The organism is Micromonospora carbonacea, assembly GCF_014205165.1.
Taxonomy (GTDB): domain Bacteria; phylum Actinomycetota; class Actinomycetes; order Mycobacteriales; family Micromonosporaceae; genus Micromonospora; species Micromonospora carbonacea.
In genome coordinates this window covers 5,562,770-5,585,961 of the sequence record NZ_JACHMZ010000001.1, presented here as the reverse complement: position 1 = coordinate 5,585,961, position 23,192 = coordinate 5,562,770, and the positions used below count along the sequence as shown (strand labels likewise).

Below are 23,192 nucleotides of genomic sequence, written 5' to 3'. Positions count from 1 at the left end.
TCGCACTGTGACCACCTCCCCGCCTCCCGGTCCCGCACCCACCGTCACCCGCCGGCCACCCGCCGCGCGGGAGCTGTGGCGCGTGTTGTCCGGGCGGGTGGCCCGGCTGCTGGCGGGCCTGCACCAGACGTGGCGTCGCTCGCTCCAGCTCCGGGTGGTGACCATCACACTGGTCACCTCCAGCCTGCTCGTGGGCGGGTTCGCCTACCTCATCGCCGACAAGATCACCAACATCCTGCTGGAGAACGCCGAGACCGACGTCCGGCTGCGGCTCAGCAGCGGCAGCGACTACGCGGCCAAGCAGTTCAGCCTGTTCAGCCAGGCGCAGGAGGCCCAGCTCCAGGACACCATCGACGGCACGGTCAACTACCTGGCCGGCGGTGACCCGCAGCAGACCAGCGGGGTGGTGGTGGCGATCACCGCCGACAACTACACCGGGATCATCGAGCCGCGCTTCTCGCCCGACGTCGACGTCCGCCCGCTGATCAGCCGGGAGCTGCGGGCCACCGTCGCCGACGGCAACATCGCCAGCCAGATCCGCACCGGCCGGCTCACCGGCGACACCACGAAATACCTGGTGTACGGCTCCCCGGTGCCGACCCGGTTCGGCCAGGTGGAGCTCTACTACCTCGTCCCGCTGACCCGGCAGGACGCCACGGCGACCGACGCCCGGGCCACCGTGGTGGCCACCGGGGCGGCCCTGGTGCTGCTGCTCGGCCTGCTCGCCGCCCTGGTGACCCGGCTGGTGGTGACGCCCGTGCGGGTGGCCGCCCGCACCGCGCAGCGGCTCTCCGCCGGCCTGCTCGACCAGCGGATGGTGGTCAACGGCGAGGACGACCTGGCGCTGCTGGCCGCCTCGTTCAACCAGATGGCGACCAACCTGCAACGGCAGATCCTGCGGCTGGAGGAGATGTCCCGGTTGCAGCGCCGGTTCACCTCCGACGTCTCGCACGAGCTGCGCACCCCGCTGACCACCGTCCGGATGGCCGCCGACCTGATCTTCGCCGAGCGCGACGAGTTCGAGCCGGCCGTGGCCCGCAGCGCCGAGCTGCTCCAGGCCGAGCTGGACCGCTTCGAGGAGCTGCTCACCGACCTGCTGGAGATCAGCCGGTTCGACGCCGGGTTCGCCATGCTCGACGCCGAGCCGACCGACCTGGTCCCGGTCGTGCACCGGGTCGCCGACCGGCTGGCCGGGCTGGCCGAGCGGGTCGGCGTGACCATCGACCTCGACCTGCCGGACGCCCCGGTGATCGCCGAGGTCGACCCGCGCCGCGTCGAGCGGGTGCTGCGCAACCTGGTCGGCAACGCCGTCGAGCACGGCGAGGGCAAGCCCGTCCGGATCACCCTCGGCCACGACCGGGCGGCCGTCGCGGTCACCGTCCGCGACCACGGGGTCGGCCTCAAGCCGGGCGAGGAGAAGCTGGTCTTCAACCGGTTCTGGCGGGCCGACCCGTCCCGGGCCCGGCAGACCGGCGGCACCGGCCTCGGCCTGTCCATCAGCCTGGAGGACGCCCGGCTGCACGGCGGCTGGCTGGAGGCGTGGGGCGCGCCCGGGCAGGGCGCCCAGTTCCGGCTCACCCTGCCGGCCCGGGCCGGCGACCGGCTGACCACGTCGCCGCTGCGACTGGTGCCCGCCGACGCGACCCTGCCCTTCGGCGGCCCCCGGGCCGGCGGGCTGCTCGCCATCGGCCCCGGCCCCGGCGGCGCCCTGGCCATCGGGCCGGCGGCGGGGGCCGAGGACCGGGCGGAGGTCGGGTCGTGACGCGCCGCCGGCTCGCCGGGCTGCTCGCCGGGGCGCTCCTGCTCGCCGGGGCGACCGGCTGCGGCATCCCCGAGCGGTCCGAGGTGAGGGTGGACGGGCAGGTCACCGCCGCCAAGTCCGGCTCGTCGAGCTTCCGCCGGGACGAGCCGCCGAACCGGCTCGCCAGCGGCACCGACCGCGCGGCCTTCGTCACCAACTTCCTCTCCGCCGCGGCCGGCGAGGCGGACCGCGCCTACTACCGGGTCAAGCAGTTCGTCGCCCCCGAGGGGCGCAGCCGGATCCAGGAGAAGCAGCCCAGCGAGGTGGCCCTCACGGTGGTCCGGCTGCGCGAGACACCCGTCATCACCGACAGCACCGACGGCACCCGGGTCACGCTGCGGGTGCAGCAGATCGGCCTGCTGCGCGCCGACGGCACCCTCATGCCGCCGGTGGCCACCGAGACGGAATACCGCTTCGAGCTGCGCGCCGCCGCCCAGGAGGACAAGCCCGACACCGGCTGGTACGTCGCCGACCCGCCGCCGAACGTGCTGCTGCTCAGCGACCAGGCGCTGCGGCAGTACTACCAGACCCACATCGTCTACTTCTGGAACACGGGCCGCACCCAACTGGTGCCCGACCAGCGCTACCTGCCGCTGGCCGTGCCCGACGAGCGGCGGGTCACCGAGGTGGTCAAGTGGCTGACCGCCGGGCCGTCGGAGTGGCTGGGGCCAGGCACGAGCCGGCTGCCCGACGGCACCCGGCTGATCAACAACGCGACCGGGGCCGACGGGCGGTGGGAGGTCAACCTCGACATGCCGGTCGACGCGGACGACCGGCGGGTGGAGGAGTTCGTCGACCAGCTCGCCTGGTCGCTGCCGGAGCTGGACGGCCAGCTCGAACTGCGGATCCACAACCAGACCCGGGTGACCGTGCCCGACCTCGGCCAGCGGCGGCGGGACCGGCCGGCGTACCCGCTCGGCGGCAACCCGCAGCGGTTCTGCGTCTACGACGGCGCGGTGCACCCGCTCGACTTCGGCGGCGGCGAGCCGGTCGACGCCGTTCCGGTCACCGAGGCCGTCAACAAGGGCGTCGTCTCGGCCGGGTTCAGCCGCTCCCACGACGAGGTCCGCGCCGCGCTGGTGACCGCCGGGGCGGACAAGCGGCACCGGCTGGTGGTCGGCGTCGGCGCGGCGCCGGTGTCGATCGTCCAGCGCGGCACCCGCACGTTCGCCGGGATGGGCCAGCCGGTGTGGCTGCGCTCGCCGGCCCCCGACCGGCCGCAGGGCCTGGTGGTGGCCGACGGCACGCTCTACCGCTTCGACTCCGGCGCCCAGCTGCGGGCCGTCCCGCTGACCGCCGAGGGCAAGGTGACGGCGGTGGCGACGTCGCTGGACGGGCACCGCATCGCCGTCATCGTCGGCGGCGCGCTCTACGTCGCGGCGGTCAACCTCAACGGCGGCGTGGTCTCCGTGGGCCCGGCCCGCCGGCTGGCCACCTCGCTGACCGACCTGTCCGCCGTGGACTGGGCGGGGGAGAACACCCTGCACCTGGCGGGCTCGGCCGGCCGGCCGGCGATCTACGACATCAGCGTGGACGGGGCGCTGGAGACGCCGCTGCGCCGGGACGTCGGCGCGCGGGTCAGCCACCTGTCGTCGTACCCGCTGAACGCGGTGGCACCGTTCCCCAACGGCAACCTGATGTACGAGGCAAACGGGGTGGCCTACCGCAACAGCCCGTTCGACACGATCAAGCGGGACGAGGTGCGGGACGTGACCCCGCCGGCGGCCGGGGCGCAGGCCGGCAACCCGACCGCCCCGTTCTTCCTCTACTGATGCGCCTCTGGGCGGACCTGACCGACCTGGTGCTGCCCGTGGAGTGCGCCGGTTGCCGGGAGCGCCGGGCGGCCCGGCAGGGGTTCTGCGCCGACTGCGTGGCGACCCTGGCGGCGCTGCGCCCCCGGCCGGTACGCCCCACCCCCGCCCCGCCGGGGCTGCCCCCGTGCGTGGCCCTGGGCCCCTACGGCGGGGCGCTGCGCGAGGCGCTGCTGGCGTACAAGGAACGGGGCCGGCACGGGCTGGCCCGGCCGCTGGGCGGGCTGCTCGCCGAGGTGGTGGCCGGCGCGGTCGGCGCGGCGCGGCCGGTGCTGCTGGTCCCGGTGCCGGACACCGCGGCGGCGGCGCGCGCCCGCTACGGCGACCACCTCGGCCGGCTGGCCCGGCACGCGGCGGCCCGGCTGGCCGGGGCCGGCTGGCCCGCGCGGGTGGTCCGGCCGCTGCGGGCGCTGCCCCGCCCGGACTCGGCCACCCTGGACAGCGCGGGTCGGGCCCGGGCGGCGGAGTCGGCGTTCCGGGCCCGGCCGGGCGTGGCCGCGCCCCGGGTCCGGGCCGGCTCGCCGGCCCCGGCGGTGGTGCTGCTCGACGACATCGTCACCACCGGCGTCACCCTGGCCGCCGCCTCCCGGGTGCTCACCGCGACCGGCCTGTCGCCGACGGTGGCCGCCGTCCTCGCCGCCACCGAGAAACGCCGCCTTCCGTGACCCAGCGTGTTTCTGATTCACCCGACCGTGTGTGAGCTGTGAAAATTCTGAGGCTTTGCGCGTTGGGGGGTGACTGTCGGGCGAACAGGGGTTAGCGTTTTCGTGTCGGGGGTAGGAAGGCATTCCCACCCGCCCCCGGCGGTGAGAGGAGGCGTAGCCGCACTGACCCGGTCGACGCCGAGCGTGGGGTCTCCCAGAAGGCGAGCCGGCCGGGATTTCCGGATCGAAGACCGTCCGAACAAGGGAGGTCACGTGGACATCGTGGTCAAGGGCCGCAACGTCGAGGTCCCGGATCATTACCGGGTGCACGTAGCCGAGAAGCTCGCAAAGATCGAACGTTACGATCACAAGCTTATTCGCGTCGATGTCGAGTTGTTCCACGAGCGCAATCCGCGCCAGTCCGACCATTGCCAGCGGGTCGAGATAACGTGCGTTTCCCGTGGTCCGGTGATTCGGGCCGAGGCCTGCACCGACGATTTCTACAGCGCACTCGACGCCGCGATCGCCAAACTGGACAACCGGCTGCGCCGCGCGGCGGACCGCCGCCGGGTCCACCGGGGGCGGCACGCGCCGATCTCCGTGGCGGCGGCCACGGCCGACCTGCCGGTCGCCGGCCTCGGGGCGCCCGTCGCGGCCCTCGACGGCGCCGGCACGGCCACGGCCGTCGCCGAGCGGTTCGAGGAGGAACCCGACGACCAGCCGTGGCACATCGCGCGGGCGAAGGTCCATCCCGCCGAGCCGATGACGGTCGACGACGCGCTGTTCCAGATGGAACTGGTCGGGCACGACTTCTACCTGTTCCACGACAAGGAGTCCGGCCGCCCCAGCGTCGTCTACCGGCGACACGCCTACGACTACGGCATCATCTCCCTCGACACCTGACCCGACGACCACGCCCCGCTGACCCGGCCCCGGGTCAGCGGGGCTCGTCGGTGGCGAGCCGGGCGTACAGGACCGAGTCGACGCGGGTGCCCCCGGGGCCGGGCAGGAGGCCGCGCAGGAGGCCCTCCCGGGTGAAGCCGGCCCGCGCGAGGACCCGCTGCGAGGCCGCGTTCTCCGGCCGGGCGCCCGCCCAGACCCGGGCCAGCCCGACCCCGTCGAACGCCCACCCGGTGACCAGGCGCACCGCCCGGGTGGCCAGGCCCCGGCCCCGTCCGGCGGGCAGCAGGCTGAATCCGACCATCGCCTGCCCGGTCGCCTGCTCGTCGTGGTAGAGCATGCACCCGCCGGTCAGCTCGCCGGTGTGCGCGTCCAGGATGGCCAGGTCGGCCGCCTCCCCGGCCAGCCAGCGGACGCCGGCCAGCCGGCAGCGCCGCTCGACGTCGGCGGGCGTCGGCGCGCGCGGAGGCACCCGGTTCGCGACGACCTCGGGCAGGCTGTGCAGCGCGAACATCGCCCCCGCGTCGTCGGGCCCGACCGGGCGCACGGTCACCACGCCGTCGGTGAGCCGCCCGCCGGGCAGGTCGGGCAGGAGGCGGGTCGTCGGGCCGGGCGGGTCGTCGGCCAGGCGTACCCAGCAGACCAGGTCCTGCCGGCCGCCGCCGCGCGCCAGGTTCGCCGCCCGGCGTACCCCCTCGTGCCGGAACCCGGCGGCGAGCGCGACCCGCTGGCTGGCCGTGTTCTCCAGGTGGGTGAGCAGCTCCAGGCGGGCCGTGCCGTGCGCGAAGGCCGCCGCCGCGAGCGCCCGGGTCGCGGCCGTGGCCACACCCCGCCGCCGCGCCCACGGCGCGACCCAGTAGCCCAGCTCCGCCTGCTCCCGCACCGGCACCGGGTTGCCCAGGCCCGCGCCGCCGAGCAGCCGGTCGGTGGCCGGGTCCGCGATCGCGTACGAGGCTCCGCCGGCGGCCCGGGCCGCCGCGACGCCCTCCGTCACCCACCACCGGGCGTCGGCCTCCGTGTAGGGGCTGGGCATGCCCGAGATGAACCGCTGGGTGAGCGGGTCGACACAGGCCGCCGCGATGTCCGGCACGTCCGCGAGGCGGTACGGCCGCAGCCGCACCCCGTCGCCCCCGACGGTCTCGGGCAGGCGGCCCGCGTTCACCGGTTGCCCCGGGACGGTCCGGGTGGTGCGGGCGCGGCGAGGTCCCCGGGCAGCAGCGACGCGACCCAGGCGTCGGCGCGGGTGCCGGCGCGGGTGGGCAGGAAGCCGCGGGCGGTGCCCTCCATGGTGAAACCGGCCTTCTCGGCGACCCGGCGGGACGCGGTGTTGCCGACGAGCGCGCGCCACTCGACGCGGGCCAGGCCGAGGGTGGTGAAACCCCAGGCGGCCAGGGCGGTGGTGGCCGCCGGCAGGTATCCCCGGCCCCGGGCGTGCGGCGCGGTCATGAAGCCGACCATGGCCTGCGCCGGGTCGGCGGCGGCGAGGCGCAGGTCGACCGAGGCGACGTAGCGGTCGTCGCCGTCGGCGACGGTGAAGTACGCGCCGGTGCCGCGCGCCCAGGCCGCGTCGGCGACGTCGCGCCTGAACCTCTCGGCGTCCGCCCGCTCGTACGGGGCCGGCACCGTGGTCCACTCGACCGTGTGCGGATCCCGGCAGGTGTCGGTGATCGCGTCGAGGTCGCCCTCCTCGATCGGCCGCAGCCGCAGCTCCCGCCCCGCGACCGTGGCGAACAGGGTGGGCTGCGGCCGGCCGAAGACGGCGGCCCGACGGGCGTCGAGGGAGTCCGGCCCCGCCGGCCCGGCCTCGCCCGGCGCGGGCAGGTCCCCGGGGAACAGGGAGCCGACCCAGCCCTCCGGCCGCCCGCCGGGCGACGGGTCGGCCAGCCGCAGCTCGCCCTCGACCCGGAAGCCGGCGCGCAGCGCGGTCAGCCGGGAGGCGTGGTTGCCGATCTCGGCCTGCCAGACCAGCCGGCGCAACCCCAGCGCGTCGAACGCCCAGCGGGCGACGGCCCGGGTGGCCCGGGTGGCGACGCCCCGGCCCCGGGCCCACGGCGCGACCCAGTAGCCGACCTCGCCGGAGTCCGTCGTGCGGTCCACCGAGACCAGCCCGCACGAGGCGAGCAGCTCGCCGGTGGCGGCGTCGCAGACGGCGAACGGCGCGCGGGTCCCGGCCCGCCAGTCCCCGGCGCTGATCTGGCCGACGAAGGCGCGGGCGTGTTCCGGCAGGTACGGGCGCGGTACGGTGGTCCAGCGCTGGATGTCCGGATCCTGGCAGGCCCGGTGCACGGCGTCCGCATCGGCCGTCCGCCAGGGTCGCAGCAGCAGGCCGTCCTCGGTGAGCTCCACGGGTTCCACCCGAGCCATCGTGCCGGATCTTTCGCGCTGGGCGTAACCGGATATCCCGCCGCCCGGCCGGCGGTCGGAGTGTTATGTCGGTTTCTCGCCGATCAGACCGCCGCCACCAGTGACCATCGGGCCGACGGAGCGCCTACGATGGGTCGAGACTGTCTAGGGGAGCGTTGATCCGTGTCGATTCTGGAAAAGGTCCTCCGCGCGGGCGAGGGCCGCATGGTGCGCCGGCTGAAGGCCATCGCCGCCGCCGTCAACTCGATCGAGGACGACTACGTCAACCTCAGCGACGACGAGCTGCGCGGTCTCACGGACCAGTACCGGGAGCGGCTCGCCGACGGGGAGACCCTCGACGACCTGCTGCCGGAGGCGTTCGCCACGGTGCGCGAGGCGGCCGCCCGGGTGCTCGGCCAGCGGCCGTACGACGTGCAGGTGATGGGCGGCGCGGCGCTGCACTTCGGCAACATCGCCGAGATGAAGACCGGTGAGGGCAAGACCCTGACCTCGGTCATGGCGGTCTACCTCAACGCGCTGTCCGGCAAGGGCGTGCACGTGGTCACGGTCAACGACTACCTGGCCCAGCGCGACGCCGCCTGGATGGGCCGGGTGCACGAGTTCCTCGGCCTGACCGTGGGGGTGGTGCTGCCCAACCGGCCGGCGAGCGAGCACCGCGCGGCCTACGAGTGCGACATCACCTATGGCACCAACAACGAGTTCGGCTTCGACTACCTGCGCGACAACATGGCCTGGTCGAAGGACGAGCTGGTCCAGCGCGGCCACAACTTCGCCGTGGTCGACGAGGTCGACTCGATCCTGATCGACGAGGCCCGCACGCCGCTGATCATCTCCGGCCCGGCCGAGCACTCCGCCCGCTGGTACGGCGAGTTCGCCGGCGTGGTGGCCCGCCTCCAGCCCGGCAAGGACGGCGAGGGCGACTACGAGGTCGACTACGCCAAGCGCACCATCGCGGTGACCGAGCGCGGCGTGGCGAAGGTGGAGGACCGCCTCGGCATCGACAACCTCTACGAGTCGGTGAACACCCCCCTCGTGGGCTACCTCAACAACGCCATCAAGGCCAAGGAGCTCTACAAGCGCGACAAGGACTACATCGTCAGCGACGGCGAGGTCCTGATCGTCGACGAGTTCACCGGCCGCATCCTGCACGGCCGCCGCTACAACGAGGGCATGCACCAGGCGATCGAGGCCAAGGAGGGGGTGGAGATCAAGCAGGAGAACCAGACCCTGGCCACGATCACCCTCCAGAACTACTTCCGCCTCTACGAGAAGCTCTCCGGCATGACCGGCACGGCCCAGACCGAGGCGGGCGAGTTCAACAAGGTCTACAAGGTCGGCGTGGTGAGCATCCCGACCCACCGGCCGATGGTCCGGCAGGACCGGGCCGACGTCATCTACAAGACGGAGAAGGCCAAGTTCAACGCCGTCGTGGAGGACATCGCCGAGCGGCACCAGGCCGGCCAGCCGGTGCTGGTGGGCACCGTCTCGGTGGAAAACTCGGAGATCATCTCGCAGCTGCTGCGCCGCCGGGGCATCCCGCACGCCGTGCTGAACGCCAAGTTCCACGCCCGCGAGGCCGAGATCGTCGCCCAGGCCGGGCGCAAGGGCGCGGTCACGGTGGCCACCAACATGGCCGGCCGGGGCACCGACATCCTGCTGGGCGGCAACGCCGAGTTCCTCGCGGCCAACGAGCTGCGCCAGCGCGGCCTCGACCCGGCGGAGAACGAGGAGGAGTACGCGAAGGCGCTGGAGGAGGTCCTGCCCAAGTGGAAGCAGGCCTGCGACGCCGAGGCGGAGGAAGTCGCCGCCGCCGGCGGGCTCTACGTGCTGGGCACGGAGCGGCACGAGTCCCGGCGGATCGACAACCAGCTTCGTGGCCGCGCCGGCCGGCAGGGTGACCCGGGCGAGTCCCGCTTCTACCTGTCGTTGCAGGACGAGCTGATGAAGCGCTTCCGGGCCGGCGCGGTCGAGGCGGTGATGGACCGCTTCAACATCCCGGAGGACGTGCCCATCGAGTCGAAGATGGTCACCCGCCAGATCAAGAGCGCGCAGGCCCAGATCGAGGGCCAGAACGCCGAGATCCGCAAGAACGTCCTGAAGTACGACGAGGTGCTCAACAAGCAGCGCCAGGTCATCTACGCCGAGCGCCTGCGGGTGCTCAACGGCGAGGACCTCTCCGACCAGGTCCGCAACATGATCGACGACGTCGTCGGCGCGTACGTCGTCGGGGCCACCAGCGACGGGTACGCCGAGGACTGGGACCTCGACCAGCTCTGGGCCAGCCTCAAGCAGCTCTACCCGGTGGGCGTGACCCTGGACGAGCTGGAGGAGGAGCTCGGCTCCCGGGCCGGCATGGACCAGGACTTCCTGCTCGCCCGCCTGAAGGACGACGCGCACGCCGCGTACGACCGGCGCGAGGAGCAGCTCGGCGCCGAGGGCACCCGTGAGCTGGAGCGGATGGTGCTGCTCCAGGTCATCGACCGCAAGTGGCGCGAGCACCTCTACGAGATGGACTACCTCCAGGAGGGCATCAGCCTGCGGGCGTACGCCCAGCGCGACCCGGTGGTGGAATACCAGCGCGAGGGCTTCGACATGTTCGCCACCATGATGGACGGCATCAAGGAGGAGACGGTCGGCTTCCTCTACAACCTGGAGGTGCAGGTCCAGGAGGCCGAGCCCGAGGCCGAGGAGGTGCAGCTGCTGGAGAAGCCGGTGGAGATCAAGGCCAAGGGCCTGGGCCGCGCTCCCCAGCAGCAGGGCCTGCAATACTCCGCGCCGACCATCGACGGCGAGGCGGGGGCCGGCGCGGTCGCCGTGGAGCGGCCCGAGGAGCAGGCCCCGCCGGTGCGCAAGCCGCGCGCGGCCCGGCCGACGCCCCCGCCGGCCCCGGAGCCCCAGCGCGCCCCGGCGGCGTTCGGTGGCAGCGGGCAGGCGACGGCGGCCAGCTCGGCCCGCCGGGCGGCACCGGGTCAGGCCGACGCGTCCGGCAACACGTCCCGTAACGCGCCCTGCCCGTGCGGCTCCGGCCGGAAGTACAAGCGCTGCCACGGCGCCGCCAACGGCGGCAACTGACCCACCGCGACACCGACGGGCCCCGGCGTTCTCGCCGGGGCCCGTCCGCGTCCGCGTCGGCGGGCTCCGCCGCCCAGCGTGATCGCCTGCTGGTTGGTGGGACGACACGCCGGACGAGTTCGCCAGGACCGCAGACGATCATGGGGGCTTCACCCCGGCGGGGAGCGGGAGCACCGGCGCCGACTTCAGAGGACCTGGAGGGCGGTGCAGAGCCAGCGCCCCCGGCGGTGCTCCAGGCGCAGCGCCATCGCCCAGGTGCGGCCGGTGGCGGCGGTCAGGACGGCGGCGGCCTCCACGGCAGCCGGGCGGGGTTCGCAGACCCGCAGCCGGCGCAGCCGCACGGTGGGGCGGGTGGAGCGGCGGCGCACCGGGCCGGTGTGTGCGGCGGCCGTGGCCAGCTCCTGCGCCACGTCGGCGGCCCGGCCGGGCTCGGTGAGCGGGCGGATCTGCCCGGGCGGCCGGTAGCCGTTGACGATCTCCAGGCAGGTGGCGACGAAGCGTTGGGCGGCCCGGGTCGCCTCCGGGGTGGCGGTCACCAGGGCGGACGGCCGCGGGGCGGTCGGGTCGGCCCGGCCGGGGCCGCCGGGGGTGGGGCGCGGGTCGGGCGGTCGGCCGGTGGGGCGGTGCGGGGCGAGCCGGTGCGCCTCGAACAGGTCGAGGGCCAGTTGGGCGGCGACCGGGCGGGGCCAGCCCTCGGCCGGCTCCTCGACGAAGGGCGGGTCGAGCGGCGGCGCGGGGCGGACCCGCACCGGGGGTCGGACGGGCCCGGGCCGGCGGGACTCGATCATCGCAACCCCCGATGCTTGCGTTTGCCTTCGTTTGCCTCCGACAGCCTCGATTCTCGGCCACGCAGCGGCCCCGGTCAATGGCACGGGGTGCGACGGAGGCTACTCGGGGTCGCGGTCGGTCAGCGGGTTGCCCCGGACCCACTCGGCGGTCTCGGCGTACTTGCGCTGGATGTACTCCTCCAGCCGGGCCCGCTCGACGCGCCACTGCCCCCGGCCACCGATCTTGATCGCGGGCAGCTCGCCGCTGCGCACCATGTGGTAGACCTGCGAGTCCGACACGTTGAGCTCGGCGGCCACGTCGGAGAGCAGCAGGAACCTCGGCTCCACGGAATCTCCCGGGGTTGGGATCGTTTGCTTCAGTTTGCCACCTGCTGCCGACGCCGCCGCCCCACGCCGGTCGACGCGCCGCCCGGCCGGTCCGCGCGGCAGCTTCCCGCCGGCCGGGTGCGCGGTGTATGACGGTCACGGCGTACGGCATGATCGGCGCCCGGGCCCACGCACGTCGGCCCGGAGGCGGAGGGAGACCACCGGTGAACGACGAGCTTGTCCGGGTGTACGTGCCGGCGATCGTGCCCATGCTCGCCCGCCTGCCCGAGCAGGGGCTGCCCGAGACGGACGCGCACGCCGTCACCCCCGCCCTGCGCGAGTGGTACGCCGAGGGCGACGAGGAGGAGCTGGAGTACGTCGCCTTCACCCGCGCCGCCCAGGACGCCCTGCTCCTGCTGCGCGACGACCCGGCCGCGCCCCGCCGCCGCGTGGTGATCTCCGTCGACGTGCCGGCCGCCGCGCTGCGCCGCACCGACGACGTGCTCGGCTCCAGCGCCGTCCGGCTGGTGCGCCCGGTGCCGGTGTCGGCCGTGGCCGCTCTGCACGTGGACGGCGACGTCGCGGTCGCCGACGTGTCGGCCGCCGCCGACGTGGCCGCCGAGGCCCTGGCCGGCGACCCCGACGCCCAGTTCACCGTCGACGGCGCGGAGGACCACGAGCTGGAGTGGTACGACGTCACCGAGCTGGAGCAGCTCCTGCGCGTCGCCTCCTGACCCGCGCCACGCCCGCCCTGCCGCCGACCCGGCGCGTGCCCGTCAGCGGTCGGCGCTCGCCTCCACCGCCTCCGCGCCGTCGTCCTCGGCGGCGTCGTCGGGCGACGGGCCCAGGGTGCGGCCGAAGGCGATCAGCGCGGTGAGCGCGCCGACGAAGAGCACCCAGATGCCGTTGTCCACCCGGGAGGTGCCCAGCGAGGTCTGCGCGACGGAGTCCGCCTCGCTCAGCGCGCCGGCGAGGTCGAGCAGGGACCGCCCGCCGACACGGATGACGACCTCGGCGAGCAGCAGGAGCAGGCCGGGGCCGGCCCCGGCCAGCAGGTAACCGGGCCAGCGGACGTCGCCCGCCGCCGGGTCGCGCCGCTGGGCGCGGCGACGGGCCCAGGTCAGGTACGCGAAGGCGAGCAGCCCCGCCACCAGGCCGGCGAGCAGCGACTCCGTGCGCGACACCCACTTGGCGGCGGTGACCAGGGACTCCTGGGTGTCGCCCGCCCCGAACAGGTCGAACAGGGGGTCCCGGGCCCGGCTGAACGCCACCACGAACACCAGGGCCCCGAGCGCGGCGGTGACCACCGCCCCGGCGACCCGGGCGTTGCCGGCGCCGGCCACCGCGCCGCCGATGGTCGCCGCCGCCGCGGCGGTGCCGGCGATGACGTTGGTGGTCGCGTTGTCGAAGTAGGTCAGGTTGATCACCACGGCGGCGGCGAGCCCGACGAGCAGGCCGGCGCCCGTCGCGACGACGAAGCGCAGGGTGGCCCGGTCGACGCCGCGCCGGGCCAGCAGGTTCGCCGCCGCCAGGGCGGCCGCCGCGCCGGCCACCAGCGCGGCCGAGATCACCCCGGGCAGCGCGAACGCGGAGAGGCTGATCGCGGTGACGCCCGCCTGGGCGGAGGTGATCGCCGCCCGGGTCGACCAGAGCATCGCCGCCAGCCAGCCGACCGCCAGCACCGCGAGCACGACCGCGCCGGGGGCGCGGACGATCGCGCCCCCGGGGGCCGGGAGAGCCTCGGGGACCTGGAGAGCCTCGTCGGCCGGCTCCGGCGCGGCGGCCGGGTCGGTCTCCACCGGCTGGTCCGGCTCCTCGGCCGTGGAGCTGCCGGGCTGGTTGCTCATCGTCTCCCCTTCGACGGGCGCCCGGGCCCGCGTCGGCGCTGCCGGGACGCGGCGGGCTGGTCACCGGCCATCCAGGGTACGCGCCGGGCGCGCCGCCGGGCCGGGGCCATGCTGACGGGGGGAGCCGGGGCGGCCGGCGGACGGGACCGGCCCGCGACCGGGGCGGCCGGCATGGGCGCGGCCGGGGTCGGCCGGCGGCCGGGTGCTGGCCGGCGGACGGGCGGCCGGGGCTGACCGGCCGGCCGCGGGAGCGGGGCAGCGGGCGGAGCGGGGCAGCGGGCGGCCCGTGGAAGAATCGGCGCAGGTCCCGCCGCCGCGACCGGTACACCGCGCGGTGCCCGGCGTCCGGTCACCCGGCCGGCCGCCCGCGGGTCCGGTTTCGCCACCGCTGTCGAGATCGCCAGGAGCGCTGATGGACGCCGTGTTCTCCGTACCCGAGCCGCACAACGAGCCGGTCCGCACCTACGAGCCGGGCGGCGTCGACCGGGAACGGCTCCAGCGGAGGCTGGCCGAGCTGGCCGCCGAGCGGATCGACCTGCCGATGACCATCGCCGGGGAGCAGCGGATGGCCGGCGGCGACCCGATCGACGTCGTCCAGCCGCACCGGCACGCGCACGTGCTCGGCGTCACCGGCCACGCCACCCACGACGACGCCCGCGCCGCCGTCGCCGCCGCGAAGGCGGCCGCCCCGATGTGGCGGTCGCTGCCGTTCGCCGAGCGCGCGGCGATCTTCCTGCGGGCCGCCGAGCTGCTCGCCGGCCCCTGGCGGGACACCCTCAACGCGGCCACGATGCTCGGCCAGTCGAAGACCGCCGTCCAGGCCGAGATCGACGCGGCGTGCGAGCTGATCGACTTCCTCCGGTTCAACGTGTTCTTCGCCCGGGGCCTGCTGGAGGAGCAGCCGTTCTCCTCCCCGGGGGTGTGGAACCGGTTCGACCACCGCCCCCTGGAGGGCTTCGTCTACGCGGTCACCCCGTTCAACTTCACCGCGATCGCCGGCAACCTGCCGTCCGCGCCGGCCCTGCTGGGCAACACGGTGGTCTGGAAGCCCGGCCCGACCCAGCAGTTCGCCGCGCACTTCACCATGCGGCTGTTCGAGGCGGCCGGCCTGCCGCCCGGCGTGATCAACATGGTCACCGGCCGGGGCGAGGAGGTCTCCGACGTGGTGCTCGCCGACCCGGACCTGGCCGGCATCCACTTCACCGGCTCCACGAAGGTCTTCCAGCACCTGTGGCGCACCGTGGGCGAGAACATCCACCGCTACCGGGGCTACCCCCGCCTGGTCGGCGAGACCGGCGGCAAGGACTTCGTGGTCGCGCACACCAGCGCCGACGTCGACGCGCTGCACACCGCGCTGATCCGGGGCGCCTACGAGTACCAGGGCCAGAAGTGCTCGGCCGCGTCGCGGGCGTACGTGCCCCGGTCGCTGTGGGACGGCGGGCTGCGGGACCGGCTGGCCGCCACCGCCGACTCGCTGACCTACGGCGACGTCACCGACTTCACCAACTTCGGCGGGGCGGTGATCGACGCGAGGGCGTTCGACCGGCACACCGCCGCGCTGGAGCTGATCTCCGGCGACCCCTCCTGCACCGTGCTGGCCGGCGGCACCGCCGACGACTCGGTCGGGTGGTTCGTCCGGCCGACCCTGTTCGAGTGCTCCGACGCCGCGCACGAGACGTTCACCACCGAATACTTCGGGCCGATCCTCGGCGTGCACGTCTTCGACGACGCCCGCTTCGACGACGTGGTGGCGCAGGCCGAGTCGATCGCCCCGTACGCGCTGACCGGGTCGATCTTCGCCACCGACCGCCGGGTGGTCGACACGGTGGCCGAGCGGATGCGGTACGCGGCCGGCAACTTCTACATCAACGACAAGCCGACCGGGGCGGTGGTCGGGCAGCAGCCCTTCGGCGGCGCCCGCGCCAGCGGCACCAACGACAAGGCCGGCTCCTGGCACAACCTGGTGCGCTGGATGTCCCCCCGGACGATCAAGGAGACCTTCGTCCCCCCGACGGACCACACCTACCCCCACATGGGCTGAGCGCAAGGAAGGGCCCCCTGTTAGCGCTTTCTGTTGCACAGGGGGCCCTTCCTAACGCCCGGGCGCGCGCCAGCGGGGCGCCCGCGGCGGGGTGGGGGCGCGCCAGGTCACCGTCCCTTAACGGACTGTCGCCGGCCGACAGTGCACATTGGAAGCCGTCCGGGTGGCGAAAGTGGCAAATCCTGGACGCCACGGCGGCAAAGTGGCAGCGTAATGGGCATGGCGGATTCCGGAGTGAACCCCACGGCGGCGGCCCTTCTCGGGCTGCTCCACGAGGGTCCCATGACAGGCGGTCAACTGATGGCCGCCGCCGAGCGCAAGCTCGCCCCGTACTGGTCGATGACCCGCAGCCAGGTCTACCGGGAGCTCCCGGTGCTGGCCGAGCGCGGTCTGGTGCGGCTGGGCAAGCCCGGCCCCCGCTCCAGCCAGCCCTACGCGATCACAGCGGCCGGGAAGCGGATGTTCTCCCGGTGGCTGGCCGAGGACCCGGGACGCGACACCATCCGCAACCCGATCGCCCTGCGGATCGCCTTCGGCGGCCTGCACTCGGCCAACCAGCTACGCAACCTGCAGGCCTCTGCCAATGAATACCACACCGAGGCCCTCGCGCGGGTGCGGGAACAGGTGAAGAACGCCAAGAAGGAGGGCGACAACTTCGACGCCAGCGCGCTGGAGTTCGCCGTCGCCTACCACAAGGCCGCCCTGTCCTGGCTGAAGTCCGCCCCGGTCGGCTGACGCCGTCGACCGCGCGGCCCGTCACCCCGCCACCGGGCCGCGCGGTCGGTCTCCAGGCTGCCTCCCGCCCGCACCGGGGACAGTTTTGGCTCGTGACCGCGGGGCTGGCAAGCCCACCCGGGGCCACCGCAGTACGCTTGTCAGTCGTGACCGCTGCCGATTACGCCGAACAGCTCAAGGAACTCGACGCCATCCTGCGCAACATCGAGGCCGTGCTCAACATCGACCGGCTGCACGAGGACAAGGCCCGGCTCGAGGAGCAGGCCTCCGCGCCGGACCTGTGGGACGACCAGGCCAAGGCACAGCAGGTGACCTCCCAGCTGTCCTACGTCAACGGCGAGATCGACAAGCTGGGCAGCCTGCGCTCCCGGCTCGACGACGCCCGGGTGCTGCTGGAGCTGGCCGAGGCCGAGGACGACCCCGGCGTGCTCGCCGAGGTGGAGACCGAGATTGGCGCGCTCACCAAGAGCATCCAGGACATGGAGGTCCGCACCCTGCTCTCCGGCGAGTACGACTCGCGGGAGGCGCTGGTGGCGATCCGGGCCGGCGCGGGCGGGGTGGACGCGGCCGACTTCGCGGAGATGCTGCTGCGGATGTACCTGCGCTGGGCCGAGCGGCACGGCTACCCGACCGAGGTCTACGAGACCTCCTACGCCGAGGAGGCGGGCCTGAAGTCCGCGACGTTCGCGGTCAAGGTCCCCTACGCCTACGGCACCCTCAGCGTCGAGTCGGGCACCCACCGCCTCGTGCGGATCAGCCCGTTCGACAACCAGGGCCGCCGGCAGACCAGTTTCGCCGGCGTGGAGGTCCTGCCGGTCACCGAGCAGACCGACCACATCGACATCCCCGAGAACGAGGTGCGGGTCGACGTCTACCGCTCCTCCGGCCCGGGCGGGCAGAGCGTCAACACCACCGACTCGGCCGTGCGGCTCACCCACATCCCGACCGGCATCGTGGTCACCTGCCAGAACGAGAAGTCCCAGCTACAGAACAAGGCGTCCGCGCTGCGGGTGCTCCAGGCCCGGCTGCTGGAGCGCAAGCGGCAGGAGGAGCAGGCCAAGCTGGACGGCCTGAAGACCGACGCCGCCGGCTCGTGGGGCGACCAGATGCGCTCGTACGTGCTGCACCCCTATCAGATGGTGAAGGATCTCAGAACCGAGCAGGAGACGGGCAATCCGAGCGCGGTCTTCGACGGTGAGCTGGACAGCTTCATCGAGGCCGGCATCCGCTGGCGCAAGCAGCGGCAGCTCGCCAGCGACGCTGCGTGATCACCCGTGGGCGGAGCGCGTCGTCGATCTCCTGCTAACCGGGCGTTTCGACGACGCGCCCCGCATGACGGGGGCGTGGGGCTTGGCTCATCGATTACACCGCGTAGACTCACCACCCGTGATTCAGCTTGAGCAAGTGACGAAGACGTACCCGAAGGCGTCCCGGCCTTCGCTCGACAACGTGTCCGTCTCGATCGAGAAGGGCGAGTTCGTCTTCTTCATCGGCCCATCCGGCTCCGGCAAGTCCACCATCATCAAGCTGCTGCTGCACGAGGTGACCCCGAACAAGGGGCGCGTCATCGTGAACAGCAAGGACGTGACCTCGATGCGGTCGTGGAAGCGCCCTCACTTCCGGCGCTCCATCGGCTGCGTCTTCCAGGACTTCCGGCTGCTGCCGAACCGCACTGCGTACGAGAACGTGGCGTTCGCCCTTGAGGTGATCGGCAAGACCAAGGCGGTCGCCCGCCGGGTCGTGCCCGAGGTGCTGGAGCTGGTCGGGCTCGGTGGCAAGGAGCACCGCTACCCGCACGAGCTCTCCGGTGGTGAGCAGCAGCGGGTGGCCGTGGCGCGGGCGTTCGTGAACCGCCCGCTGATCCTGCTCGCGGACGAGCCGACCGGAAACCTCGACCCGGACACGTCCATCGAGATCATGCGCCTGCTGGACCGGATCAACCGCACCGGTACGACGGTCGTGATGGTCACGCACGACTCGAACATCGTGAACCAGATGCGCCGCCGGGTCGTCGAGATCGAGAGCGGCCGCATCGTGCGTGACCAGGCCCGCGGCGTCTACGGGTGAGCCGGCGCTCCACCCCTGTGCAGCCTGACGACGAACACCTCACGCCGGAGACCCGGAGGAATTCCCGATGCGCGTGAAATACGTCCTGTCCGAGGTACTGGTCGGACTGTGGCGCAACGTCACCATGACCATCGCGATGATCATCACGTTGGCCGTGTCGTTGACCATGCTCGGTGTCAGTGGCCTGGTGTACAGCAAGGTCGACGACATGAAGGACCTGTACTACAAGAACATCCAGGTCTCGATCTTCCTGAAGAGCGACGTCACCGACCAGCAGCGCACCGACCTGGAGACGAAGCTCAAGAGTGACTCCCTGGTGAAGGAGGTCCTCTACGTCAACAAGGACGAGGCGTACAAGCGTTTCCAGGAGATGTACCAGGACGCGCCGGACCTGGTGACCGCCGTGAAGCCCGACCAGCTGCCGGAGTCGTTCCGGCTCACGCTGGTCAACCCCGAGCAGTACAAGAGCATCTACGACCAGTACAAGGACACGGAGGGCGTCGACGAGATCGTCGACCAGAGCCGGCTGCTGGACAAGATCTTCGACCTCTTCACCGCCGGCCAGAACATCGCCCTGGCCGGGGCGATCGCGATGGCCATCGCCGCCCTGCTGCTGGTCGCCAACACCATCCAGGTGGCCGCGTACAGCAAGCGGCGCGAGGTGGCGGTCATGAAGCTGGTCGGCGCGTCCAACTGGTTCATCCAGGCGCCGTTCGTCCTGGAGGCCGTGGTCGCGGGTCTGATCGGCTCGTTCCTCGGCCTGGGCGCGCTGATCGCCTTGAAGTTCTTCCTGTTCGACGGCTCCCTGAGTGCGTTGCAGGGCCTCTTCTCCCCGGTGACCTGGAGCGACATCTTCCTGACGTTCCCGATCATGGCGGGCGTCGGCGCGGTGGTCAGCGCCGTCACCGGCTGGGTCACCCTCCGGTTCTACCTGCGCGTCTAGTCGCCCACCGGGTCTGCCGGCGACAGCCGAGGGCCCCCCGGCGCGGAATAATCCGCGCCGGGGGGCCCTTGTCGTTCGGGTAGCATGATCTCCGCTTCCGGCCCGCCGTCCGGGCCGGGGCCGGAATCGCACGAGGGGAGGGGCACCGATGCCACGGGAGAAGGGGCGCAAGGTCGTCGCCTCCAACAAGAAGGCACGGCACGACTACGCCATCCTCGACACCTACGAGGCGGGCATGTCGCTGACCGGCACCGAGGTGAAGTCGCTGCGGGCGGGGCGGGCGTCGCTGGTCGACGCGTTCGCCCAGGAGCGCGACGGCGAGCTGTTCCTGCACGGCATGCACATCCCGGAGTACACGCAGGGCACCTGGACCAACCACGAGCCCCGGCGCACCCGGAAGCTGCTGCTCAAGCGCCTGGAGATCGACCGCCTGATCGGCAAGACCCGCGAGGGTGGCCTCACCATGGTCCCGTTGCAGGTCTACTTCTCCGACGGCTGGGCCAAGGTGGAGATCGCCCTGGCCAAGGGCAAGAAGACGTACGACAAGCGTCAGGACCTGGCCAAGCGGGACGCGGAACGGGAGATCGCCCGGGCCGCGGGCCGACGCGGCAAGGGCATGGACGACTGATTCGTCCCGTTTGTCCGCCTCGGCGCGCCGGGGCGGGGCTCGGGGATGAATCCCGTTGCGGCAGGCGTTAGTCTTGGTGGTGCCGCCACACCGGCGGCCCGTCGAGGGGGTGACTGGTTTCGACTTCGTACGTTGCGGCAGGGGAAGCGAGCCGAGGAAGCCGACGTCGTCTCGAGAATCGGTCGTCGGAAACCAATAAGCGCCAAGAACAATCGCGCTGACTTCGCTCTCGCCGCCTGAGGCGAGTAGCTAAGTCTGTCGGCCTGGGAACGCCTTCGTCCCAGTAGCCGGCATCAGCTAGAAGGCTGGCCAACCGGACCCGGTCGCGGGGTCCGTGCGGCGAGATCAATCAGCGACTGGGCCCGTCACACCAACTTGCTCGCGTGAGCGGTGGGGCCGAGTAGAGGCACAGCGAGCTGCGCTCGGAGAAGCCCTGACAAACCGGCGAAGGACCCGGGTTCGATTCCCGGCACCTCCACCACCTGACGAAGCGCCCCGGCCACCCGGCCGGGGCGCTTCGTCGCATCCGGCGGAACCGCAGGCCGCGCGGGCGCGTCGTAGCGGTATGCGTCGAGTTCTCGCCCTGCTGGGGCTGCCCCTGTTGGTCGTCGCGGCCGGTTGCGCACCGGCCGGTTCCGGGCCGTCCGCCGGCGGCAGCCCCGCCGGCAGCGCCAACGACGAGCGCTTCGCGGCGTTCGGGCAGCGGGCCGCCGAGGTCGCCGACGCGTGGCGGCCGGGCACCGCCTGGACCGGCGGCTACCTGCCGTTGCAGGAGCCCACCGTGCTCCTCGGCGACCCCGGGTTCAGCCCCGACACCGAGCAGGCGTTCCGCAACGGCTGGTACCGCGAGCAGGTCGAGGTGCCCACCGCCCGGCCGGCCGACGGTGCGGTCCGCTTCCCCGACGGGACGCTCACCGTGAAGCTGCTCAGCGCCGCCGAGGCGTACCGGCAGCTCGACCAGGGGGACCCGCCGCCCTGCGAGGGGCGGCCGAGGAGCCCCGGACGGCCGGCGAAGCCCGGTTCCGGCCCGATCGTGGAGCCGGGGCCCGACGGCCCGACCGTCGGGGAGGGACCGTACGGCCACAGCGTCGGCCCGAACGACCCGGTCGGCAGCGCGCCGGCGTCGGCCTGCGTGCCGCTCACCGTCACCGCCGTGACGCTCGGCACCGCGCCGGTCCGCACCAGCCGCGGCGAGGCGCAGGTGCCGGCGTGGCTGTTCACCGTCGACGAGCTGACCGCGAAGGTGGCCCGGCTCGCCGTCGCCGACCCCGCCGCCCCGCCGCAGGGGACCGCGCCGACGGGCCGGGCCCCCGACGGGGTGGCGAGCGCGCAGGACCTGCTGGCCGTCGACGGGGCGAAGCTGACCTGGCGGGTCGGCGTGGGCGCCTGCGACACCGGGCTCACCCCGCTCGTGCAGGAGCGCGACGACGTGGTGGTGGTCGGCGGCGGGGTCGTCCGGGGCACCGGCGTGTGCGTCGACCTGCTCAAGCTGGAGCCGGTCACCGCCACCCTCAAGGCGCCGCTGGGCAACCGGCCGGTGCTCGACGTGGTCACCGGCGCGCCGCTGCTCCTGCACCCCTGAGCCTGGCCCCGAGGATGCGGGGTGGCCCCCGAGGGCGCAGCGCGGCCCCGAGGGCGCTCAGAGCAGCTTCGGGACCTCGGTGCTGATCGGCGCCGGCAGCACGGTGGGCCGGTCCGCCGCCAGGGCCGCGCCCAACGCGTCGCCCAACCCGTCCGGCTCCGCGACGACCGTGGCGGCGCAGCCGTACCCCCGGGCGACCGCGACGACGTCCAGGCCGGGCAGGTCCAGGCCGGGCACCCCGGGGGTGTGCTTCAGCTCGGCGAACGCCTTGAGGATCGCGTACTGCTGGTTGACCGGGACCACGACGGCCAGCGGCAGGCGCAGCCGAGCGGCCGTCCACAGCGCCTGCACCGAGTAGTGGAACGACCCGTCGCCGATCACCGCGACCACCGGCCGGCCCCGGCCCGTGTCCCGCTCCGCCAGGGCGATCCCGACCGCCGCCGGCAGCCCGAACCCGAGGCCGCCGCTGGCCATCGTGAAGTACGACCCGGGGCGGGTGACCGGCAGCCGGCGGCGCAGCGCGGCCAGGTTGGACGGTGACTCCTGGACGAGGACCCCGTCGGGCGGCCAGTGCCGGGCCAGGGCGGCGAACAGCGCGTCGGGGCTCGCCGGTGGGCCCGGATCGGGCGGCCCCGGCGCCGGCCGGGGCGGCGGGGGCGGTCGGTTGGCCGTCGGGAGCAGCTCGGCCAGGGCGGCCAGGGCCAGGCCCGCGTCGGCGAGCAGGCTGTCGCCGACCGGCGCGCGGGCCGTCTCGTCGGGATCGTCGGTGACGTGCAGCAGCCGGGCGCCGGCGGGCAGGTAGTCGCCCGGCACGTGCGGGTAGTAGCGGAACACGGGCGCGCCGACCACCAGCACCGTGTCGTGCCCGGCCAGGGCCTCGGCCAGGGGCCCGATCGCGTACGGCAGCACGCCCCGGTAGTGCGGGTGGTCCTCGGGGAACGGGGCCCGCTCCGGGGCGGGCGCGGCCCAGACCGGTGCGGCCAGCCGCTCGGCCAGCGCCACCGCCGCCGGCCACGCCCCGGCCCGGTCGACCGCCGCACCGAGCACCAGCGCGGGGCGGCGGCTGGCGGCCACCCGGGCGGCGAACTCCCGCAGCCGGGCCGGGTCGGGGGCGTACCGGGTGGCCACGGTGCGCACCTCGGGCGGCCCGTCCGCCGGCCGGGCCCAGTCGTCCAGCGGCAGGGACAGGAAGACCGGGCCGGCGGGCGGCTGCACCGCCGTGGCGTACGCCCGCATGAACGCCGCCGGGATGTCCTGCGCGCGGGCCGGCTCGTGGCTCCACTTGACGTACGGCTGGGTCAGCTCGGCCGCCCGGGGGCTGGCCAGCCGGGGCTCCAGCAGCAGCATCTCCCGGGTCTGCTGACCGGCCGAGACGATCAGCGGGGTCTTGTTGTGCCAGGCGGTGACGAGGTTGCCCATGCCGTTGCCGGTGCCCGGGGCGGTGTGCAGGTTGACGTGGGCGGGGCGGCCGGTGGCCTGGGCGTACCCGTCGGCCATGGCGACGGCCGACGCCTCGTGCAGGGCGTGGACGTAGCGGAAGTCGGCCGGGAAGTCCTGGAGGAAGGGCTCCTCCGTCGAGCCGGGGTTGCCGAACACGGTGGTCATGCCCAGCGCCCGCAGCAGCTCGTACGTCGTCTCGCGGACCGTTGCCACCCGCCGAATC

19 protein-coding genes and 1 other RNA gene are annotated in these 23,192 nt (G+C 73.7%); 14 read left to right on the top strand and 6 right to left on the bottom strand.

Features of this window, described 5'->3' with window-relative positions:
• Positions 1–7: 7 nt before the first annotated feature.
• The 4 genes from mtrB (at position 8) to hpf (ending at position 5,159) form a co-directional block, all read left to right on the top strand.
• Positions 8–1,762, top strand: a complete 1,755-nt coding sequence (gene mtrB, locus HDA31_RS23320) for an MtrAB system histidine kinase MtrB (RefSeq protein WP_178063573.1) — start codon at positions 8–10, stop codon at positions 1,760–1,762.
• Entirely contained in the window at positions 1,759–3,573 is a 1,815-nt protein-coding gene (locus tag HDA31_RS23315; protein WP_178063574.1) for an LpqB family beta-propeller domain-containing protein, read from the top strand. The genes mtrB and HDA31_RS23315 overlap by 4 nt, the downstream gene beginning before the upstream one ends.
• A complete protein-coding gene (locus HDA31_RS23310) occupies positions 3,573–4,277 on the top strand; it encodes a ComF family protein (protein WP_178063575.1) in 705 nt (234 codons plus the stop codon). Before HDA31_RS23315 ends, HDA31_RS23310 begins: the two co-directional genes overlap by 1 nt.
• 252 nt (positions 4,278–4,529) lie before the next feature.
• Positions 4,530–5,159, top strand: a complete 630-nt coding sequence (gene hpf, locus HDA31_RS23305) for a ribosome hibernation-promoting factor, HPF/YfiA family (RefSeq protein ID WP_043962069.1) — start codon at positions 4,530–4,532, stop codon at positions 5,157–5,159.
• 34 nt (positions 5,160–5,193) lie between these two features.
• On the opposite strand, the gene HDA31_RS23300 is transcribed toward hpf, so the two are convergent.
• Together HDA31_RS23300 and HDA31_RS23295 are read right to left on the bottom strand one after the other, a co-directional pair.
• Positions 5,194–6,318: a GNAT family N-acetyltransferase gene (locus tag HDA31_RS23300; protein ID WP_178063576.1), complete on the bottom strand. Its 1,125-nt coding sequence runs from the start codon at positions 6,316–6,318 to the stop codon at positions 5,194–5,196.
• Positions 6,315–7,520, bottom strand: coding sequence for a GNAT family N-acetyltransferase (locus HDA31_RS23295; protein ID WP_221486669.1), 1,206 nt, complete (start codon positions 7,518–7,520; stop codon positions 6,315–6,317). Before HDA31_RS23295 ends, HDA31_RS23300 begins: the two co-directional genes overlap by 4 nt.
• Positions 7,521–7,682: 162 nt before the next feature.
• Between HDA31_RS23295 and secA the strand changes: the two genes are divergently transcribed.
• On the top strand, positions 7,683–10,592 hold the full coding sequence (gene secA, locus HDA31_RS23290; protein WP_178063578.1) for a preprotein translocase subunit SecA: 2,910 nt from the start codon (positions 7,683–7,685) through the stop codon (positions 10,590–10,592).
• Positions 10,593–10,777: 185 nt separating this feature from the next.
• On the opposite strand, the gene HDA31_RS23285 is transcribed toward secA, so the two are convergent.
• On the bottom strand, positions 10,778–11,380 hold the full coding sequence (locus HDA31_RS23285) for an Rv3235 family protein (protein ID WP_178063579.1): 603 nt from the start codon (positions 11,378–11,380) through the stop codon (positions 10,778–10,780).
• 99 nt (positions 11,381–11,479) lie between these two features.
• Positions 11,480–11,707, bottom strand: a complete 228-nt coding sequence (locus HDA31_RS23280; RefSeq protein WP_007074927.1) for a helix-turn-helix domain-containing protein — start codon at positions 11,705–11,707, stop codon at positions 11,480–11,482.
• 203 nt (positions 11,708–11,910) lie between these two features.
• Between HDA31_RS23280 and HDA31_RS23275 the strand changes: the two genes are divergently transcribed.
• On the top strand, positions 11,911–12,420 hold the full coding sequence (locus HDA31_RS23275) for a DUF6912 family protein (RefSeq protein WP_178063580.1): 510 nt from the start codon (positions 11,911–11,913) through the stop codon (positions 12,418–12,420).
• A gap of 42 nt (positions 12,421–12,462) precedes the next feature.
• Here HDA31_RS23275 and HDA31_RS23270 read toward each other — a convergent pair whose 3' ends face one another.
• Positions 12,463–13,533: a hypothetical protein gene (locus tag HDA31_RS23270; protein ID WP_178063581.1), complete on the bottom strand. Its 1,071-nt coding sequence runs from the start codon at positions 13,531–13,533 to the stop codon at positions 12,463–12,465.
• Between the two features lie 412 nt (positions 13,534–13,945).
• Between HDA31_RS23270 and pruA the strand changes: the two genes are divergently transcribed.
• The 8 genes from pruA to HDA31_RS23230 all read left to right on the top strand — a co-directional run bounded on the left by pruA (position 13,946) and on the right by HDA31_RS23230 (position 21,529).
• Positions 13,946–15,574: an L-glutamate gamma-semialdehyde dehydrogenase gene (pruA, locus tag HDA31_RS23265; RefSeq protein ID WP_178063582.1), complete on the top strand. Its 1,629-nt coding sequence runs from the start codon at positions 13,946–13,948 to the stop codon at positions 15,572–15,574.
• A 219-nt stretch (positions 15,575–15,793) separates the two neighbouring features.
• Entirely contained in the window at positions 15,794–16,309 is a 516-nt protein-coding gene (locus tag HDA31_RS23260; RefSeq protein ID WP_178063583.1) for a PadR family transcriptional regulator, read from the top strand.
• Between the two features lie 146 nt (positions 16,310–16,455).
• The gene (gene prfB / locus HDA31_RS23255) at positions 16,456–17,577 is read left to right on the top strand and encodes a peptide chain release factor 2 (RefSeq protein WP_178063584.1); all 1,122 of its coding nucleotides are present in this window, start codon (positions 16,456–16,458) and stop codon (positions 17,575–17,577) included.
• Positions 17,578–17,695: 118 nt separating this feature from the next.
• Positions 17,696–18,376 carry a cell division ATP-binding protein FtsE gene (gene ftsE, locus HDA31_RS23250; RefSeq protein ID WP_043962078.1) on the top strand — a complete coding sequence of 227 codons (681 nt, stop codon included), beginning with the start codon at positions 17,696–17,698 and terminating at the stop codon, positions 18,374–18,376.
• 67 nt (positions 18,377–18,443) lie between these two features.
• Positions 18,444–19,319 (top strand): permease-like cell division protein FtsX, encoded by an 876-nt coding sequence (gene ftsX, locus HDA31_RS23245; RefSeq protein ID WP_074478479.1) that lies wholly within the window; start codon positions 18,444–18,446, stop codon positions 19,317–19,319.
• 148 nt (positions 19,320–19,467) lie between these two features.
• Positions 19,468–19,947: an SsrA-binding protein SmpB gene (gene smpB, locus HDA31_RS23240; protein ID WP_074478481.1), complete on the top strand. Its 480-nt coding sequence runs from the start codon at positions 19,468–19,470 to the stop codon at positions 19,945–19,947.
• Positions 19,948–20,052: 105 nt separating this feature from the next.
• Positions 20,053–20,428, top strand: a transfer-messenger RNA (tmRNA) gene (ssrA, locus tag HDA31_RS23235).
• An 84-nt stretch (positions 20,429–20,512) separates the two neighbouring features.
• Positions 20,513–21,529 (top strand): hypothetical protein, encoded by a 1,017-nt coding sequence (locus HDA31_RS23230; RefSeq protein ID WP_178063585.1) that lies wholly within the window; start codon positions 20,513–20,515, stop codon positions 21,527–21,529.
• Between the two features lie 57 nt (positions 21,530–21,586).
• On the opposite strand, the gene mdlC is transcribed toward HDA31_RS23230, so the two are convergent.
• Positions 21,587–23,182, bottom strand: a complete 1,596-nt coding sequence (mdlC, locus tag HDA31_RS23225) for a benzoylformate decarboxylase (protein WP_178063586.1) — start codon at positions 23,180–23,182, stop codon at positions 21,587–21,589.
• Positions 23,183–23,192 lie beyond the last annotated feature (10 nt).

Coding starts and splice junctions, on each gene's coding strand:
- HDA31_RS23310 (WP_178063575.1), top strand. CDS start 3,573: ATGCGCCTCTGGGCGGACCTGACCGACCTGGTGCTGCCCGTGGAGTGC.
- HDA31_RS23295 (WP_221486669.1), bottom strand. CDS start 7,520: ATGGCTCGGGTGGAACCCGTGGAGCTCACCGAGGACGGCCTGCTGCTG.
- HDA31_RS23285 (WP_178063579.1), bottom strand. CDS start 11,380: ATGATCGAGTCCCGCCGGCCCGGGCCCGTCCGACCCCCGGTGCGGGTC.
- HDA31_RS23270 (WP_178063581.1), bottom strand. CDS start 13,533: ATGAGCAACCAGCCCGGCAGCTCCACGGCCGAGGAGCCGGACCAGCCG.
- pruA (WP_178063582.1), top strand. CDS start 13,946: ATGGACGCCGTGTTCTCCGTACCCGAGCCGCACAACGAGCCGGTCCGC.
- HDA31_RS23260 (WP_178063583.1), top strand. CDS start 15,794: ATGGCGGATTCCGGAGTGAACCCCACGGCGGCGGCCCTTCTCGGGCTG.
- ftsX (WP_074478479.1), top strand. CDS start 18,444: ATGCGCGTGAAATACGTCCTGTCCGAGGTACTGGTCGGACTGTGGCGC.
- smpB (WP_074478481.1), top strand. CDS start 19,468: ATGCCACGGGAGAAGGGGCGCAAGGTCGTCGCCTCCAACAAGAAGGCA.
- HDA31_RS23230 (WP_178063585.1), top strand. CDS start 20,513: ATGCGTCGAGTTCTCGCCCTGCTGGGGCTGCCCCTGTTGGTCGTCGCG.